This window comes from Ktedonobacter robiniae (assembly GCF_016587375.1).
In the GTDB taxonomy this organism is placed as follows: Bacteria; Chloroflexota; Ktedonobacteria; order Ktedonobacterales; family Ktedonobacteraceae; genus Ktedonobacter; species Ktedonobacter robiniae.
Window position 1 is genome coordinate 2,341,032 of sequence record NZ_BNJG01000001.1, and the last position, 17,238, is coordinate 2,358,269.

Consider the following 17,238-nt stretch of genomic DNA (forward strand, 5'->3'; position numbering starts at 1 on the left):
GTATTCAATGCATGTCTATGTGCATATCTAGGAGGAACGATCATGTCCGTTGAGACAATCATTGCTGATATCGAGAAGTTGAACGTCCTTGAGCTCGTCGAGCTGAGCAAGACTCTTCAGGATAAGTGGGGCGTCAGCGCTGCTCCCGCCGCCGTGGCTGTTGCCGCTGCTCCTACCGAGGCCACCGCTGCTCCTGTTATTGAAGAGAAGACCGAGTTCGACGCCGTCCTGACCGAGGTTGGCGCCAACAAGATCAACGTCATTAAGGTTGTTCGCGAACTGACCGGCCTGGGTCTCAAAGAGGCGAAGGCTGTCGTCGACGAGGCTCCTAAGCCCGTTAAAGAGGCTGTCTCCAAGGAAGAGGCCGAGCGCATCGCCGCGAAGCTTGCCGAGGTTGGCGCGAAAGTCACCATTAAGTAGCTTTTAAGTAAGTAACTTAAGTGACTGTCCCCTTCGATACCGAAGCGAGACAGGGAAGCTTCTACGTTTCCCTGTCTCCTCTCCGACTTTGAAGGCGTGCTCTTAATCTTCCCCACCCTCCCGGTAGGGAGGTTCTGGCCCCATCTTGCTGGAAAAACCCTCTAGCTTGTATGTCTACACACGATCTTCCTGAACAGCTTTCGATACAATACACCTATACACAACACGAACAACAACGACACAACCCAAAAGCTGATCTGGGGGACGCCTTTCGTTGCGCCCTCCGGTGATCCATGTTATAATGCTGAAAGATCTTACGTCTTTCCCAACTTTTCCTAGTAGGAGGTGAGTTAGAAGCGTGGCTTTGACAGTTGAAGAGAAATCACAAATTATTGCTGATTCCCGCGTCCATGAGACCGATACTGGTTCGCCCGAAGTTCAGGTAACTATCCTGACTTCCCGCATTCTGAGCTTGACTGAGCATCTCAAGGTGCATAAGCATGATGTCCATTCACGCCGTGGCCTGAGAATTATGGTTGGTCAGCGTCGGCGTCTGCTTGCATATCTGAGCAAGAAAAGTCCAGAGCGCTATCGCGCCCTGATCCAAAAATTGGGCCTACGCCGCTAAAACGGTATCGCGAAAGCCGTTGGGCTACAATTAATGCGGTCGGCGCAATCCTGGCGTACGCCTTTGCGTTCGCCCGACCGCTGCACCTTTTCCAAGAGTTCACAGGGATAGGGAGTGTCCCACAGATGTTGCTATTCCCACTGGATAAGCAGGCATCCTATAAAAAGCTCCCGGTTGTGTTTGCGAGGTCGCAAGTATTACTAAGTATTGCTCCTCAAGGTTGTTCGTGTGTCATTGGTGTTTACGAAGGAAGCTAGAGACGAAGGAACGAGCGAAGACGATAGGCAGAAGAGGGTTTTATTCTCCACACAGCAAGTAATAAATCAGCACGCAACGCACTGCTAGAGCGAAGACGATGTTTTGAAGCCAGTTGCAGCTATGTTTGCGAAAAAAAGGACATTTCAAAGAGCAGTGATCCGCACCCAGGTTATAACGAGAGATGGGCCGGCAAGACTTCAGACCCCTCCTGAGGAGCTTTAACACACTTTCGCGTTTTAGGTATTAGGGTGCATTAGTCGGAGGAAATATGATTCACCGTCAAGAAGCCGTTATCGGTGGCCGCGTCATGAGTATAGAGACCGGTCGCGTAGCGGAACAGAGTAGTGGCGCTGTACTTGTGCGATACGGCGACACCGTGATCCTGGCAACCGCGGTTGGCAGCGATGAACCCCGTGAAGGCATTGACTTTTTCCCGTTAACTGTAGATGTTGAAGAACGCATGTATGCTGCTGGTAAAATTCCCGGTGGCTTTATCAAGCGTGAAGGTCGCGCGACTGAGCATGCTATTCTCGCCAGCCGCCTTACTGATCGTCCTCTTCGCCCTCTCTTCCCCAAAGGTTATCGCAACGACGTCCAGATCGTGATTACTGTCCTCTCCGTCGACCAGGAAAATGACCCCGATATTATGGGTATTGTTGGCGCTTCTGCCGCTCTCTCCATCTCGGATGTCCCCTTCGCTGGCCCGGTTGGGGCCGTACGCGTCGGCTACGTCGATGATCAGTTTGTGATCAATCCCCCGGCTTCCGCGATGTCGCGCAGCAAGCTGGACCTGGCAATTGCCGGTACCGCTGACGCGATTATGATGGTTGAGGCCGGTGCCAAAGAACTGCCCGAAGATATGATGCTGGAGGCTCTGCGTATTGGTCACGAGGCCCTGCAAGATCTGGTGAAGATGCAGGAGAAGCTGGTCCAGGTTTGTGGGAAGCCCAAGCGCACCTTCGCGGCCCCCGTGCCCGATGCTGAGCTTCAGGGCAAGGTGGCGGAGTTCGTTCGCCCACGCTTCGAGGCCGCGGTCAGCAATCCCGATAAAACGGCTCGCTCAGCCTCGCTCAGCCAGGTGCAGGACGATCTGGTGACCGAGCTGGGAACGCAGTATCCTGATCGCCTGAAGGAGATCATCGGCTTCTATGAGAAGGAGCTGAAGGCCTACGTTCGCAATACCATTCTAGATTCAGGTATACGTCCCGATGGCCGCGATACCAAGACCATCCGTAACATTACCTGCGAGGTTGGTCTCCTGCCTCGCACGCATGGCTCGGCGCTCTTCACCCGCGGTCAGACGCAGGTGCTCAGCGTGATAACGCTTGGCTCACCTGGAGAAGAGCAGGTGCTCGATGGACTGGGGACCAATGATAATAAGCGCTTCATGCACCACTACAACTTCCCGCCTTATTCCACTGGTGAGAGCAAGCCACTCCGTGGCCCTGGTCGTCGTGAAATTGGTCATGGCGCCCTGGCTGAGCGCGCGGTCTCGCCTGTCATTCCAACACAGGAAGAGTTCCCCTATACCATTCGCGCGGTCTCGGATATTCTCTCCTCCAACGGCTCAACCTCGATGGGTTCGGTATGTGGTACAACCCTTGCCTTGATGGAAGCGGGTGTTCCCATTCACGCGCCTGTGGCTGGGGTGGCCATGGGGCTGATTACTGGTGAGGGTGAGCGCGAAGGCAAGTGGGCCGTCCTCAGCGATATTCAGGGCATCGAGGATGCTCTGGGCGATATGGACTTTAAGGTCGCGGGTACCGCCGATGGTGTGACCGCCCTTCAGATGGATATCAAGGTCAAAGGTATCACCTATGATGTGATGGCCAAGGCGCTTGAACAGGCACATGAAGGCCGTATGTTCATCATGGAGAAGATGCTGGACGCAATCGACGCTCCACGCGAGGAGCTCTCGATCTATGCACCGCGTATTCAGAGTATTAAGATTAATTCTGATAAGATTGGTGCAGTCATCGGGCCGGGCGGCAAGATGATTCGTAAGATCCAGGATGAGAGTGGCGCCAAGATCGATATCGAGGACGATGGGACCGTCAACATTGCTGCCACCTCTGGTGAGGCGATGCAGCGTGCGATGGATGCGGTTCGCGCCCTGACCGAAGAGGTCGAGGTTGGTCGCATCTATACCGGTACGGTTCGCCGTCTGGTCGACTTTGGTTGCTTCGTCGAGATCCTGCCCGGGAAAGAGGGCCTGGTTCGCACATCGCAGCTTGCTGACTACCAGGTGATGCGCCCTGAAGATGTCGTTTCGCTCGGCGATGAGATTACCGTCATGGTAATCGAGGTCGATGGTCAGGGACGCGTCAACCTCTCGCGTCGCGCGGCCCTGAGTGGCGAGATGCCCAGTCAGGCCGAGATTGAGAGTGAGCGCGGTGGTCGTGGTGGCCCAGGTCGCGGTGGCATGAGCCGTGGTGGCTATGGAGATCGTCGTGAAGGCCCGCCTTCTGGCGGTCGCATGGGTGGCGGCTATGGAGATCGAGACCGTGGTGGCTACGGCGGTGGCGGTGGTCGCGGCTATGGAGATCGAGACCGTGGTGGCTACAGCGGTGGCGGTGGCGGCGGAGATCGTGGCTTTGGCCAGCGCCGTCCCATGGGTGGTCCTGGCGGCAGTCGCCCAAGCGGCCCAGGTGGTCCACCACGCCGCGATAACGGTGGCTTTGGTCCGCGTTCGACGGATCGCCGCTGGTAAAACCTCAAATAAGCAGCAACACTATAGGCGACCTCGTGTCGCCTATAGTGTTCTTAACTTGGTTCTTGACCCTATTATGCACAATATAGTTGTGTAATATACAAAAGATCTGTACAATATAGAGACATCTTAGGACCTCAACGCTAGTAACGATTAAAAAAGGGGTAATATGCCATGTCGTCAGAGGAGATACTGAGAGAGGTAGCCGTAGAGGTTTCTACCTGTTCGAAATGTAATCTCTGTAAGGGTAGAACGAGGGCTGTACCAGGCGAAGGTAGCACAAGTGCTAAGATCCTTTTTATTGGTGAAGGCCCTGGTTACCACGAAGATCAGCAAGGACGTCCATTCGTGGGTCCCGCGGGACAATTCCTCGATGAACTCCTGGCAAGCATAAATCTCAAACGCTCCGATGTTTTTATTACCAATGTCGTGAAATGTCGCCCTCCGCAGAATCGCGATCCCCAACCCGATGAGATTGCGGCCTGTAACAATTATTTAGATCGCCAGATTGAGGCGCTGAAACCGCGGGTCATCGTAACTCTCGGGCGTTTCTCAATGGCCAAGTTCTTTGGTAATGAGAAGATCAGTGTTATTCATGGACGGGCGCGCAAAAAGGATGCAGGGTATATCTGTATTGCCATGTATCACCCGGCGGCAGGTCTGCACCAGGCCAGTCTGAAAGACGTAATTCGTGAAGATTTCAAGAAGATTCCCCTGGTAATGGCGGAGGCGGAACGCATGGCCGCGGCGGCTCCCAAAGTTGTCTTAGCACCCAAGAAAAACGAGGAACCACCTCAGCAGTTATCTCTGTTCTAATAATCTCCTCTACATCTCCCGACCAGCAAGTCATGGAGGTGAGAGCAAGCAAGGGTAGTGGCAAGGTGTGTAGGAACTGACCTCGTGCGCACCAGAGGCTATGAATCTGAAGGTGCGCACAGTATGGCTACTGATGACCAGGACCAACTCTGTTGTTGAGATTGGTTTACCTGTGCAAAATAGTCTGAGAAGGTCATCCGCGTTGAGAGATGAGCCTGTCCCTTGTTGCAATGGAGTGGTGGGTTGGCATAGCACTGACAGAGCTGTGCACGAAGTGGATGTGTGGATAAAGATTTGCTTTCACAATGGGAAAGGGAGATAATACTATGCAAACAAGTTTTCAACGTTCCCTTTTACTAGGGGGACTTGCTTTATTCTGTCTGCTCAGTCTCATACTCGCGCCCCAGGCGCTACACCGCGTTTATGCCCAGGGCTATACTGACCAGACCACGCAAGGTAAGCGCATCGTCGTAAGCATCTCACAACAGGAGCTGACTGCTTACGAGGGCGATAAAGAAGTCTTTGATACGCTGGTAACGACGGGTCGAACCCAACTGCCGACCCCAACCGGCACTTTTCATGTGCTACAAAAGCTCAGCCCAACCTGGTTCCATTCCCCCTGGCCAAAGAACTCAAAATACTACTATCCCCCAACCTATATCAACTATGCCCTCGCGTTCAAGGATGGTGGCTTCTTCTTACATGACGCGACCTGGCGCTCCTCCTTTGGCCCCGGCACGAGCGATGATAATCAAGGGTCACATGGCTGCGTAAGCATGAATCTGGATTCCGCGAAATGGCTTTACAACTGGGCACCTGTGGGAACAACTGTACAGATTGAATAATGGGTTTGTGTGATTTGCGGGCATTGCCCGCAAATCACACCACCTTGTTATTCAGTGGTGGCGCCCAGAACGAAGGCTTCAACGGCGCTGACGCGCCCACGCCAGTATGGTAGCTTAGTCTTATGACCCCCGCTGATGATGGTGATATCGCGCAGGTGTACATACTCATAGAGCACGGGCAGTCCTGCCGGTCCGATCTCAGGCTGGTCGGCGGGTGGTACCAGGTTGGTATAGAACTCACGCAGGAAGTCTGCAGTATCGGGATCTTCCTGGCGATACATCCCCTCATAAAGCTCGACATGGAAGCGGGCGTAGGCGAGCGTGCTGATCATCTGCCCAAAGACGAGCTGCCCATGCATCTGAAACATCACGGGAAACTCCTGGTCTGTCTGCTCTGCAAGTTTCACCCAGAATTGGAGCGCGATATCCTGTTCGCCATACTCTTTGAGCCATAGGTTGCGCCGCTCGGTGCGCGTAAGGGGACGAAAGTTTGGGTCCAGAGGTGGCAATTGCTCCTCGCCGCCCTGGCCCTGGTTCGATCTATCTGACATAGAGAATGTAGACCTCCGGGAAGTAGTATCGTTTAATGGCTGAATAGCTTCGTCAGTATTATAGTATTTTATCATCCACAAGTAAGTGAAACAGTAACATTGAATGGACAGGCGCGCCTGTCCATTCAATGTTACTGTTTCACTTACGGACCCGGGGTCACATCGATGATTTGCGGGTTGTTGGTAGGGCTATTTCCGCCAGTACTGGTGGAAGGCGTCACCTGGCTGCCGTTGGGGCTATTTCCTCCACCAGCGCTCGGGCTGCCGGACGAGTTCTTCCCGGTATCTCCATCTTTGCCGTCCTTGCTACTGTCTTTCAGGCATGCTTCTGGTATATCCTCGTTGCTGGTGCTGTCGCCTTCTTCATCATCTTTGGGTTTCGGGCATACCAGGGGGGGAACATAGTAGTTGGCGCCCTGGATGGTTGGCTGTGTTCCATCGATAAACCAGTCGCTTACCGCGCCCTCGCCAGCTGCATATGCCAGGCCGGTGTTGGCGGAGACTGCACCTCGATGCACATTATCGGGACGAGGAAAGTCGTCTGGCGGAAAGTTATAGTGCTGCGAGGCGTACTCCATGACATCGTGCCAGATCGGACCCGCTCCCGTGATACCAATGACATCGTACATCTGCTCATTGTCGCTATTGCCCGCCCAGACTCCTACCGTCAGATAGGGCGTATAGCCAATCGTCCAGTTATCGCGGAAGCTATCCGTGGTGCCAGTTTTGGCGGCGGCTGGTCTGCTCAGTTCCAGGGGATTACCCGGATAGAACTCTTTATAGCGGGCGACTCGATCCGAGAGAATGTCATTCATGAGAAAGGCAACGTCGGGGCGCAGCGCGCGAATGCCGCGTGGATGGAAGCTATAAAGCTCGCGTCCCTGGTTACTCTTGACCGAGAGGATCGAGACTGGGGGCATGCGTAGCCCTTGATTGGCAAAGGTCGCATAGGCATCGGTCATATGCAGCAGTGAGACCTCTTTTGAACCCAGGGCCATGGAGGGACCCGTCTGTGAGTCAGGCTGGTTTGCCACCTCTGAGATGCCCAGGCGCGCCGCCATGTTCTGGACGTTGTGTACACCTGTAAACATAATCGCGTCGATGGCGGGAATGTTGAAAGAGTTGGCCAGCGCCGTGCGTACCGTCATCGGATAATCGCTATGGAAGCTGCCATCGTAGTTCTGGGGATGGTAGTAATCCGGCGGATCGACCGGGTAGATCGTGCGATGGTCGGAAACGATCATCGCGGGATACCAGCCCATTTCAAAGGCCGTCGCGTACACAATCGGTTTAAAAGAGGAGCCTGGCTGGCGTGGCGTCATCGCACCATTGAGCTGGCCGCGCACCTGGGGATAATTCGCCTCGTAGGAGGCGCTCCCGTTCATGGCGAGAATTTCTCCGGTTTTGGGATCCATCACGACGACCGAGGCGTTATTGACGTTTTTATCGCGGCTTAAGACGTTATAGGTTCCCAGCCCACGATCATATGTTGTTGTATAGAGGTTGTTATAGGTGATCTCTTCAACTTTCTGCTCCAGGTCATAGTCCAGAGTGGTGTAGACGTCAAAGCCCCCATCTCGAAGCTGCTCCGGGCCGCCCAACACCTCCTCAAGCTGGTTGATGACATATTGTACAAAGTGGGGGGCCTTCATCTCCTGGTCAGTAGAATAGGATTGGATATCGCTCTGCTGCGTCTCCTGGCGAGCCTGACGGGCCTGTTGGGGTGTGATCATCTTCATCGCGACCATGGCGTTGAGGACCATCTGCTGACGCTCAAGCGCGACATCCTTGTTGATGACCGGGTTGTAGTAGGTTGGACTCTGTGGTAAACCTGCCAGCAGCGAGGCCTGACCCAGCGTAAGGCGCGAGACGGCTGGCTTGCAGTGATTTCCCTGGCAATCTGGCTTAAGACCAAAGTAGTCGCGCGCGGCCGCCTCGACGCCATAGTTGATATTTCCATAGTAGACGGTGTTCAGGTACATCTCCATGATCTTCCACTTGGGGTACTGCTGGGTGATCCCGGCGGCGAGAATGGCTTCCTGAAACTTGATGCCTACCGTGCGCTCTTTGCCACTAAAAAACTGATTCTTGATAAGCTGCTGCGTAATGGTACTGCCGCCCTCGCGTACGCCACCGCTGCGAGCATTGGAGAGCAGCGCGCGCCCAATGCCCTGGAGATCGACGCCTCCATTGCTCCAGAAGGTATGATCCTCCGCAGCGACTGTGGCGTTGATGAGCAGGGGCGAGATATCCTGATAACTGACATAGGTACGGCGTCCCTTCCCAAGCTGTTTATCGTATAGTTCGTAGAGCAGCTTCCCATGCCGATCATAAATATGCGTGTTCTGGAAAAGCGAATGCTGTGCGATACCATTGATCGACGAAAGCTGCATCTGATAGTAGCCATATGCTATACCTGTCCCGCCAAATGTGAAAAGGAGAGCAACCAGGAAGAGCAGGGAGCCACCCATAAGCAGGCGTGCTACCATATCTGGCCTGGGCTGCTTCAGGCGTACCCGCTTTTTGCGTAGCACACGGGCGTGCCTCTGGCGTTGCGATGCGTCTGGTAATGGCTGGGAAAGAGGCCTGGACCCACTACTGGCGTACGCGGCTACAGGAGGTGGCACCGCTGGTTGTATGTCTCCTCGTATGCTTCCTGGCTGGACAAACTGGCTGGTGCGATTGAGAGGCACAGGGGGCTTTACTATTGGCGCGGGAGCTGTGGAGGCATTGGGATGGGGAATGCCTGTTTGCCCTAGGCTTTGCTGATAAGTAGGCTGACGCGCGAGAGGAGGGCGAGGAAGTGTTGACTGCTCGCCATAGGCCTCCGCGTGTTCGTTCTCCTGTTGCCATGCCGGGCGTTCCTGTGGAGAGGAGCGTGAAGGAGAGGAATCGGAGCTAGAATTCGTTTGAGAATGATTGGTTGGCATAAAGTTATATATCCTTCCTGCGTTAAGATCTTTTTATTATTTCCTCGCAAGCGGCCCCACCTCTGTCCACATGCTTTATCTGAAATTTTCTGACTTATATGCACAATTCGCTCACTATTCATATTATGAAACGAACGAAAGCGCAATCAGGAGTATTTGCGTAGAAATTCGGGGATATTGGTACTTCTATTTGTAGATGCATATGCATATATGTGGATATTGAGCGGAAAAGAAACCAGCGTGCTAGCTGAAAATCACTTATCTCGTGCGTATATTGCAACTCAAGAGGTGGTCCGACGTAGAAAATGTGAGAGTACCTCAGCCTGAGTGCAGGATAGACCCGATAGTATATAATGGTGGTGCAAAGAAAGGGTCTGCTAGCGACTGGCAATACCTGTACAAAAATCAGGCATACGTGGTAAGAACGGACGAAAGAAAGCATTGGGAAAAGAGAGAGAGCTACACCAGCCCATGGCGGTGCCAAATATAAATTATGACGCCATCGACCTGACGAATATGCGGGACCTGAGAAATCTTCTCTACGCGCATGGGATGCGTCCAAATAAGGCCTTTGGACAAAATTTTCTGATTGACCGGAGCGTGTTGCAACGAATTGTCGAGGCGGCTGAGATTAACGAGAATGACGAAGTGTTGGAGGTAGGATCTGGAACGGGCGTCCTGACGCGCGAGCTTGCGCAGGAGGCTCGGCGCGTCGTAGCGGTTGAGCTAGAGCGTGATATGCTCACCTTGCTAGAGAAGACAGTAGGAGATAGGCCCAATGTTGAACTGGTGGAGCGTAACCTGCTCTTTATCAATCCCCAGGACCATTTTGAGCACAGACCCTACAAACTAGTGGCGAACTTGCCTTATTATATTACTGCGCCCACCTTTCGGCATTTTCTGGAGAGCCAGAATCCACCCAGACTACTCGTCGTCATGGTCCAGCTGGAGGTGGCACAGCGGATTGCTGCGGCCCCTGGCGATTTAAGCGTCCTGGGGGTCAGTATCCAGTTTTATGGTAAGCCACGTATTGTAAGCAAGGTGCCAGCCCAGGCCTTTTATCCCGCGCCCAAAGTTGACTCGGCCATCTTGCGTATTGATGTCAATGACGAGGTGCCCCTGACGCTGGAGGAGCGTGACCGCTTCTTCCGCGTGGTCCAGGCGGGTTTTGCAGAGAAACGCAAACAGCTTCACAATTCGCTGACGCATGCCTTACACTATAAAAATGAGGTAGTGCGTGCCTGTCTCAGCCAGGCAGGTATCGAAGCCAACAGGCGTGCAGAGATGCTCAGCATTGAAGAGTGGATGCAACTCTGGCGCGCCTTCGAAGCCCTGCGCACCACTCCTGCTGAGTAACCAGGTGTTGATACATCCGATAAAAAGGGGAGGTGCAGGAGGGGTCTCCCTCCTGCTGGGGAATGGGGTGTCCCCATAAAAATCCCCCTCCGCAATTTCTGGGAGTACCAGAAAAAAATTATTGAGAACATTTAGCGTGTAGCCTATTCTGAAATGAAGAAGTAGCGAGATTTATGTCGACACTGGAGCAGTTCTGCGAGAACTGTGGGGCGGCGAATGCGGCGACGGCGCGCTTCTGTCAATATTGCGCCACCGCGCTACCATTTCGACACACCACAGGAGCTTTACCCGAACAAACCCTACTCGATGGCCGTTATCAGCTTGAAGCGCTGATTGGTCAGGGAGGAATGGGCGCGGTCTATAAAGCATTAGATACGCGCTTTAATAACCGTCCAATCGCGATTAAAGAGATGAGTAAAGCGGGACTCTCCTCGACGACTGCTCAGGAGGCGGAAGACGCCTTTGAGCGCGAGGCTCTTCTCCTGGCGGACCTGCTGCATCCCAATCTACCGCGCATCTATGACCACTTTAGCGAGAATGAGCGCTCCTACCTGGTTATGGACTTTATCGAGGGCCGCACGGTCGAGGACTATTTGGAGCAGGCGGGAGGTAAGCCGCTGCCACTCGACCAGGTGCTGGATTGGGGCAAACAGCTCTGTGATGTATTGAACTATCTTCACAGCCATCAACCGCCCATCATCTTTCGCGATTTAAAGCCATCGAATGTGATGGTCAATGGCAATCATATCTACTTGATTGACTTCGGTATCGCGCGCGTCTTTAAACCTGGTCAATCGCATGATACCGTTGCGCTTGGCTCGCCGGGCTTCGCCGCCCCTGAGCAGTATGGGAAGGCACAAAGCACGCCACGCTCCGATATCTATAGCCTGGGTGCCTTAATGCACTGCCTGCTGACAGGCGTTGATCCCAGCGAGCAACCTTTCTTCTTCCGCCCGGCATCGCAGCTCAATCCCATGGTTCCCCACGAACTTGAGGCTTTGTTAATACGCATGCTCGATATGAGCGCGGAGAAGCGCCCAGCGAGCGCGCAAGAGGTATTGGATGTTTTGCGCCATGTAGATCAACAGCGCATCAGCGGCACCTTGAGCCAACCCATCGCGACTATGTCAGGGCCAACCTCCACACCGTATGCCTCAGGGGTCGCGTCCACAATGACGGCCTCCTCGCCTGAGACGAGCCAGCTCTTACAGGATGCCTATACCTTCTATGCACAGCGGCGTGTCCCTGAGGCCCTCAAGCTCTATGACCAGGTAATCAGAACGGACTCGCTCAATGCCCAGGCCTGGCAGGGGCGTGGCTTGACACAGGCCTTAAATGGTCAGCATCGCGAGGCGTTGCAGTCATTTACGCGTGCGCTCCAGCTTGATCCCGATCTGGTAACCTCCTTAAATGGGAAGGGGGTCGCGCTCAATCGCTTGCGCCAGAACCGCGATGCCTTGCAGTCGTTTGATCGTGCCATCCTGCTTGAACCTGGTAATGCCGTTGCCTGGAATGGGAAGGGCGCGGCTCTGAGCGCGCTCGGCCTCCCCGAGCAGGCTCTCAATGCCTTTGATACCGCCCTGAGCTTTGATCCCAGGATGGCCCTGGCCTGGAGCAATAAGAGCCTGGTCCTGCGCCAGATGCGCAAGTATGAAGAGGCTTTGCAAGCATCAGAGCAGGCTCTGAGCTATGAGCCTAATTCTGCGCTCAACTGGAACAGCAAGGGCTTGATTCTGCTCGAAATGGGGCGCTTACGCGAAGCCTACCAGGCCTATCAAGAGGCGCTCAAGCGCGATTCACGCTTCGCGCCTGCTCTCTATGGCATGGGCAATGTGCTCTACGCGCAGCAGAAGTTTAAAAGCGCGCTTGACAATTATGACCGGGCGCTCCAGTTCGATCCAAACTATGTGAAGGTCTGGGAGAGAAGGGGCCAGCTCCTGCAAGAGTTGGGCAACTATCGCCGCTCGCTGGAATCCTTTGAGCGTGCGACGCAGATTGATCCCAGCTTTGCCCCCGCCTGGCTCGGTAAGGCGACCGTCTTGAGTCGTATGGAGCGCTATGACATGGCATTGAATGCATATGAAGAAGCCCTGCGCCGCAATCCCAGCCTGCCTGCAGCCCTCAATGGCAAAGGGAATGCCCTCTATCGCCTCGGGAACTATAGCGCGGCCCTGAGCGCCTACGATAACGCACTCAAGGTCAATCCACGTATGGTCTCCGCGCTACATAACAAGTCCTTGATCCTCAAGCTGTTGGGCCGGTATAACGAGGCTCTGGCAGCGGCCGAGTCGGCCATTCGCCTCGCGCCCAACGATCCCGATAATTGGTTGCGCAAGGCAGAGGCTCTGCGCAAGCTCTACCGCAAGAGGGATGCCCGCGCCGCCGAGGCCGAAGCCGAGCGCCTGCGAGGGGTATAAAAAGAAGAGAGGAGAGGAATGGTCAGGACGCGGACCTGTCCGCGTCCTGACCATTCCTCTCCTCTCTTTTCTGAAGGTTACTTTAGCTTACGCGCGATATGATTCTCGACCACCACCTTTTCATTGGTGAAGGACAAGATGCTATCGGCGGAGATGCCCCTGGCTTTGTGTCCATTAGTGGAGATACCCAAAGCATTCAAGCGCATCGCGTTAAGAGGATACAGGGCGATGCTGATCTCGCCCACCTCGCCCAGGGCCTCGTCCTTCTCGCTGACAACGGGCATGCCGATCAGATCTTTGCTCTGTGGCAGTGGGGGAAGCGCCTTTATAAGCATGTTCTCGTTATCGATAGTCACTCTGTCAACTTCAACGGCCTTGATGCCGCGCACTGGCAGTGCAAAATCGCCATTGACGCGTGTATGGACACGCAGGGCATAGATAGAGTTTGATCCCTCTTTAAAGAAAAAGTCCACGACGGTCCCGAGAGACTTTCCCAGTTTGGGTACATAGACCGGAAGGCCCAGTAACTCAGACCATTTTCTGCTACTCGTAGTTTCCATATGTATTGGGTGCTCCTTGATAGGATTGATCAATATAATTATAGCGGGACGCTAACCTGTCCGACGCGTGCTTCAGCAGCGTCGGACTACTATGTTCTGACCTATTATACACTTTGTCGCCCCCCTTGGTAATTCTCTTTATCCACTGTGAGATACCTCATAGGGAATTGCGTAAAATTGCTTTATCATGTATTTGACTTTATAATGGACATTGGTTGGAGATATATGCAAATATGGCTCCATTGCTTTTAGCAAGCGGAATTTTCATTGTTCGTTTGGAAGAATGCTAAAGGTGGGTGCGATGAAGGAGAACGAAAGCGCTTTTTTAGGCAAAACAGTAGGTAATTGCACCATCGAAAAGGTCATTGGGCGGGGTGGCATGAGTACCGTGTACCTGGCGCAACAGCAACGGCCCGCGAGATTGGTAGCGATTAAAATCTTGCGCTCGGAGGCTGAGGGCTCGGAGGCTGAGGACTTTCTGGCGAGATTCCAGCGCGAAGCGGATATCATCGCCCGGCTTGAGCATGTGCATATCATCCCTATTTATGCCTATGGCGAAGGCGAAGGCTATGCCTACCTGGTGATGCCGTATGTGAGTGGTGGCGGCTTGAGCGGTCTGCTAGCAAGGCAGGGAAAGCTGGAAATGCACCAGGCGCTGGGCTTTATGATGCAGGCGGCCTCCGCCCTGGATTACGCCCATCAGCAGCATGTGATTCATCGCGATCTCAAGCCAAGCAACTTCTTACTCTACCCCGATGGCAGGCTCTTGCTCGCCGACTTTGGCATCGCGCGCCTGGTAGACAGGGCAGAAGATGAGCATAACGCAACCCTCACTTCCCAGGGAACCATTCTGGGAACGCCAGCCTATATGGCGCCAGAGCTGTTGCGCGGTGAGGAGATTGACGCGCGTGTCGATATCTACGCGTTGGGCGTGATTTTTTACCAGATGCTTAGCGGATCCGTGCCTTTTAAAGGAGATAACCATTACGCGGTCGTTGATAAGCACCTGTATGAACCCTTCCCTGCACTCTATGGCGTCAATCCCGAGGTCCCGCTGGCGGTGGATGCTGTATTGGCCAGGGCAACTGCTAAGAGCCGTGAAGAGCGTTATGCGACGGCCGGGGCTTTCGTCAAAGCGCTACAAAATGCGATCTATACCTCTGAGGGGGTGACGGAGATGAAGGCCGTGGCAAGTGGCGTACTGCCAACGCTGCCCGCAAGCTTTGCGGGCATTGAACTGGTGCAGCGTTCCGCTCCCTACGCCATGCCTGCCCCTGCCGGTTATCTTCAGACGCCTCAGCAGCCTTATCCAACCCCTCAGAGCGTCACTGCCCAACCACCCTATCCAACGCCCACGAATCAGGTCTACTGGCAGGCGACTCCTCAGGATGGTATGCCTATGCAGGGAGGCTGGCCCCAGCAGCCTGTCTATCCGCAGCAGAAGCAAGAGCGTGCCTGGCCACTGGTTCTGAAGTCTCTGCCGAGCCTCGCCCTGTTGGCCGCTATTATCTTTATCAGCTTGCAGGTCATGGGCGCCTTCGCGCAAAAGCCCCAGGGCAACACGGGGCAATCGGGGAACCAACAGCAGGGAAATGCTCTAGTCGCTACCACCACACCAGCCAGTCAGGCCGCTACGGTCCCTACAACCGCGCCCACTGCTACCCCTACGACTGCCCCAACCTCAGCTCCAACGCCGATTCCTATACAGACCCCGGTACAGAAAGCGCACGCCGTTGTGCAGTCGTACTATGACCAGTTGAATCGGCGCGATTATCAAGGTGCTTATAATCAATTGTCGCCCAATTTTCAAAACAGTTTATCTTATGATCGCTTCTCCAGCGGCTACTCTAAGGTGCACCACCAGGACATCACCTTCCTGAGCGAGACATCCAATGGTGATGGGACCGTGACGGAAGCCGTTCATCTGGTGGTTCAAGAGGAGAATGATCAGGGTGTTGTCCAGACGCATGAGCAAAACTGGACGGGGATCATTGTTCAGCAGAGCGATGGAAGCTGGAAGATCGATAGCGCAAAATTTAGTTAATCAGTAGTTGATGAAGTGGTGCCCCTGGCAGCCAGGGGCACCACTTCATCAACTACTGATTAACGCTGGTTGAGCGCCGCAAGCGCGAAAGCCAACGAATTTGATGATTTTTGAAAAGTCGCAAAAAAAGTGTTGACAAATCGCGAAGAGGATGGTATTATGCACCATGTCAATCGGAACCGCTTGTATGCGCAGGCGAACCGGTGGTTATTGCGAAGAGGGTACACCCGTTCCCATCCCGAACACGGTAGTTAAGCTCTTCAGCTCCAACGATACTTTGGGGGCAGCCCCACGGGAAAATAGGACACCGCCGTTTCGCCCGCTCACACGGGCGGTTCTTTGTTTATATCGAACACGAGCAAACGCATGGAAGAACTCAGTATTGGTGAAGTCGCCCGGCGCACCGGCCTGCGCACCTCGGCGATTCGTTACTACGAAAGCATTAACCTTCTGCCGCCGCCGCGCAGGGTGAGCGGTCAGAGACGTTATGCGCCAGAGACGGTGCAAACACTGGAGTTCGTACAAACCGCCAGGCGTATTGGCTTCTCTCTTACAGAAATTCAATCTCTATTAGAGAAGCGACAGGGCGAAGTTCCCCTTGGGGCACACTGGCAGGGTCTGGTGCAGCGTAAACTCATCGAGGTACAAAACGTTATTAATCAAGCTCAGACCATGCAGCACCTGCTGGTGCAGGGCGGCGGATGCAGCTGTACCACCCTCGAAGAATGCATCGATTGCGTACTGGCAAACTGCCAATAAGAAATATGCGTAGCGATGGCCCTGCTGAAAAATTGGGAAACGCGCTAAAGCTGGTCCTTACCGGTATGGGAAGCCTTCTCATGTGTTATGAGGCCCCGCTTCATGGCGACGGCGACAGCTGAGGCGCGCGAGTCGACCTGCAATTTAAAGTAGATGTTTGCCAGGTGTGTCTTGACGGTTGGCTCACTGATACTCAGATAGGTAGCAATCTCCTTGTTACGCTGGCCATGTGCGACACAGGTCAGCACTTCTAGCTCGCGCTCCGTTAGATCCACCCACTGCGCCTGTGCAGACGATCTCTCATCTACAGGTGTCGCCCCTTCTATTCGCTTAAGCAAACTCCGCACCAGGGCGTGCTGGAGGAGCGTCTCCTTGTGGACGCTCGCAGCCAGGGCCTGGAGGATGGTCATTCGACTGGCATGTAGCGGCAGGCACGTTGCCATGCCCGTTTGCAGACAGGCCAGGAGAAACTCTGGGTCATCGGCATGCATGGCGAGTCCCACAATCGCCAGGGCTGGCCACTCGCCGTGCATCATGCTGAGGGATTTGAGCGTCGCGCCCTGGTGAATATGCGTATCAATGAGCAGGACCTGGGGTTGGAGTTCGCCTACAAGGCGCATTGTCTCAGGGAGCGATGTGGCGATGGCAAGCAGTTGAATATCCGGGCTACCGGCAAGCATAGTGCGCAGGCCTTCGCAGACAACCGGGTGTGCGCTGGCGATGAGCAGGCGCAATGGTTTGGAGGCGTCGTTCATCGTTCTTCCTCTGGTATGTATTTAGCTTTATTACTTCTTTTGCATAGAATAGCAAAAATATAGCATGAAAACCAGGATAGATGGATGAGATCCGTTTGGCTGAGAAGTAATCATCCATTCGTACGATGTTGCCTGTCCGGTGAAGCCGCTACAATTGAGGTGTAAAGAGAAAAGAGATACATACAACTC

The 17,238-nt window shown here is 54.1% G+C and carries 13 protein-coding genes and 1 rRNA gene; 10 read left to right on the forward strand and 4 right to left on the reverse strand.

Annotated features, from left to right (window positions below; genetic code table 11):
- Window positions 1–42 precede the first annotated feature (42 nt).
- The 5 genes from rplL to JMJ04_RS09780 all read left to right on the forward strand — a co-directional run bounded on the left by rplL (window position 43) and on the right by JMJ04_RS09780 (window position 5,677).
- Window positions 43–420 carry a 50S ribosomal protein L7/L12 gene (gene rplL / locus JMJ04_RS09760; RefSeq protein WP_201370330.1) on the forward strand — a complete coding sequence of 126 codons (378 nt, stop codon included), beginning with the start codon at window positions 43–45 and terminating at the stop codon, window positions 418–420.
- 358 nt (window positions 421–778) lie between these two features.
- Window positions 779–1,048: a 30S ribosomal protein S15 gene (gene rpsO, locus JMJ04_RS09765; protein ID WP_201370331.1), complete on the forward strand. Its 270-nt coding sequence runs from the start codon at window positions 779–781 to the stop codon at window positions 1,046–1,048.
- 526 nt (window positions 1,049–1,574) lie between these two features.
- Entirely contained in the window at window positions 1,575–4,016 is a 2,442-nt protein-coding gene (locus JMJ04_RS09770; protein ID WP_201370332.1) for a polyribonucleotide nucleotidyltransferase, read from the forward strand.
- A gap of 174 nt (window positions 4,017–4,190) precedes the next feature.
- Window positions 4,191–4,832 (forward strand): uracil-DNA glycosylase, encoded by a 642-nt coding sequence (locus JMJ04_RS09775; protein WP_201370333.1) that lies wholly within the window; start codon window positions 4,191–4,193, stop codon window positions 4,830–4,832.
- A gap of 326 nt (window positions 4,833–5,158) precedes the next feature.
- Entirely contained in the window at window positions 5,159–5,677 is a 519-nt protein-coding gene (locus tag JMJ04_RS09780; protein WP_201370334.1) for a L,D-transpeptidase, read from the forward strand.
- Window positions 5,678–5,724: 47 nt separating this feature from the next.
- Here JMJ04_RS09780 and JMJ04_RS09785 read toward each other — a convergent pair whose 3' ends face one another.
- Together JMJ04_RS09785 and JMJ04_RS09790 are read right to left on the reverse strand one after the other, a co-directional pair.
- Window positions 5,725–6,228 carry a hypothetical protein gene (locus JMJ04_RS09785; protein ID WP_040444277.1) on the reverse strand — a complete coding sequence of 168 codons (504 nt, stop codon included), beginning with the start codon at window positions 6,226–6,228 and terminating at the stop codon, window positions 5,725–5,727.
- Window positions 6,229–6,371: 143 nt separating this feature from the next.
- Window positions 6,372–9,158 carry a transglycosylase domain-containing protein gene (locus JMJ04_RS09790; RefSeq protein WP_201370335.1) on the reverse strand — a complete coding sequence of 929 codons (2,787 nt, stop codon included), beginning with the start codon at window positions 9,156–9,158 and terminating at the stop codon, window positions 6,372–6,374.
- 471 nt (window positions 9,159–9,629) lie between these two features.
- Between JMJ04_RS09790 and rsmA the strand changes: the two genes are divergently transcribed.
- Together rsmA and JMJ04_RS09800 are read left to right on the forward strand one after the other, a co-directional pair.
- Window positions 9,630–10,514, forward strand: coding sequence for a 16S rRNA (adenine(1518)-N(6)/adenine(1519)-N(6))-dimethyltransferase RsmA (gene rsmA, locus JMJ04_RS09795; RefSeq protein WP_201370336.1), 885 nt, complete (start codon window positions 9,630–9,632; stop codon window positions 10,512–10,514).
- Between the two features lie 173 nt (window positions 10,515–10,687).
- Entirely contained in the window at window positions 10,688–12,931 is a 2,244-nt protein-coding gene (locus JMJ04_RS09800) for a tetratricopeptide repeat protein (RefSeq protein WP_201370337.1), read from the forward strand.
- A gap of 77 nt (window positions 12,932–13,008) precedes the next feature.
- On the opposite strand, the gene JMJ04_RS09805 is transcribed toward JMJ04_RS09800, so the two are convergent.
- Window positions 13,009–13,491, reverse strand: a complete 483-nt coding sequence (locus JMJ04_RS09805) for a PRC-barrel domain-containing protein (RefSeq protein ID WP_201370338.1) — start codon at window positions 13,489–13,491, stop codon at window positions 13,009–13,011.
- A 301-nt stretch (window positions 13,492–13,792) separates the two neighbouring features.
- Between JMJ04_RS09805 and JMJ04_RS09810 the strand changes: the two genes are divergently transcribed.
- The 3 genes from JMJ04_RS09810 (at window position 13,793) to JMJ04_RS09820 (ending at window position 16,294) form a co-directional block, all read left to right on the forward strand.
- Complete coding sequence (locus tag JMJ04_RS09810) at window positions 13,793–15,535, forward strand: serine/threonine protein kinase (RefSeq protein WP_201370339.1); 1,743 nt, start codon at window positions 13,793–13,795, stop codon at window positions 15,533–15,535.
- Window positions 15,536–15,734: 199 nt separating this feature from the next.
- Window positions 15,735–15,851, forward strand: a 5S ribosomal RNA gene (rrf, locus tag JMJ04_RS09815).
- A 50-nt stretch (window positions 15,852–15,901) separates the two neighbouring features.
- A complete protein-coding gene (locus JMJ04_RS09820; protein ID WP_201370340.1) occupies window positions 15,902–16,294 on the forward strand; it encodes a MerR family transcriptional regulator in 393 nt (130 codons plus the stop codon).
- A gap of 44 nt (window positions 16,295–16,338) precedes the next feature.
- Here JMJ04_RS09820 and JMJ04_RS09825 read toward each other — a convergent pair whose 3' ends face one another.
- Window positions 16,339–17,049 carry a response regulator transcription factor gene (locus JMJ04_RS09825; RefSeq protein WP_201370341.1) on the reverse strand — a complete coding sequence of 237 codons (711 nt, stop codon included), beginning with the start codon at window positions 17,047–17,049 and terminating at the stop codon, window positions 16,339–16,341.
- Window positions 17,050–17,238 lie beyond the last annotated feature (189 nt).

Bases quoted from the DNA above. Each gene is read 5' to 3' on its own strand.
- JMJ04_RS09780 (WP_201370334.1), top strand. From the start codon at position 5,159: ATGCAAACAAGTTTTCAACGTTCCCTTTTACTAGGGGGACTTGCTTTA.
- JMJ04_RS09800 (WP_201370337.1), top strand. From the start codon at position 10,688: ATGTCGACACTGGAGCAGTTCTGCGAGAACTGTGGGGCGGCGAATGCG.
- rsmA (WP_201370336.1), top strand. From the start codon at position 9,630: ATGGCGGTGCCAAATATAAATTATGACGCCATCGACCTGACGAATATG.
- JMJ04_RS09785 (WP_040444277.1), bottom strand. From the start codon at position 6,228: ATGTCAGATAGATCGAACCAGGGCCAGGGCGGCGAGGAGCAATTGCCA.
- JMJ04_RS09805 (WP_201370338.1), bottom strand. From the start codon at position 13,491: ATGGAAACTACGAGTAGCAGAAAATGGTCTGAGTTACTGGGCCTTCCG.
- JMJ04_RS09790 (WP_201370335.1), bottom strand. From the start codon at position 9,158: ATGCCAACCAATCATTCTCAAACGAATTCTAGCTCCGATTCCTCTCCT.
- JMJ04_RS09770 (WP_201370332.1), top strand. From the start codon at position 1,575: ATGATTCACCGTCAAGAAGCCGTTATCGGTGGCCGCGTCATGAGTATA.
- rplL (WP_201370330.1), top strand. From the start codon at position 43: ATGTCCGTTGAGACAATCATTGCTGATATCGAGAAGTTGAACGTCCTT.
- JMJ04_RS09775 (WP_201370333.1), top strand. From the start codon at position 4,191: ATGTCGTCAGAGGAGATACTGAGAGAGGTAGCCGTAGAGGTTTCTACC.
- JMJ04_RS09825 (WP_201370341.1), bottom strand. From the start codon at position 17,049: ATGAACGACGCCTCCAAACCATTGCGCCTGCTCATCGCCAGCGCACAC.
- JMJ04_RS09820 (WP_201370340.1), top strand. From the start codon at position 15,902: ATGGAAGAACTCAGTATTGGTGAAGTCGCCCGGCGCACCGGCCTGCGC.
- JMJ04_RS09810 (WP_201370339.1), top strand. From the start codon at position 13,793: ATGAAGGAGAACGAAAGCGCTTTTTTAGGCAAAACAGTAGGTAATTGC.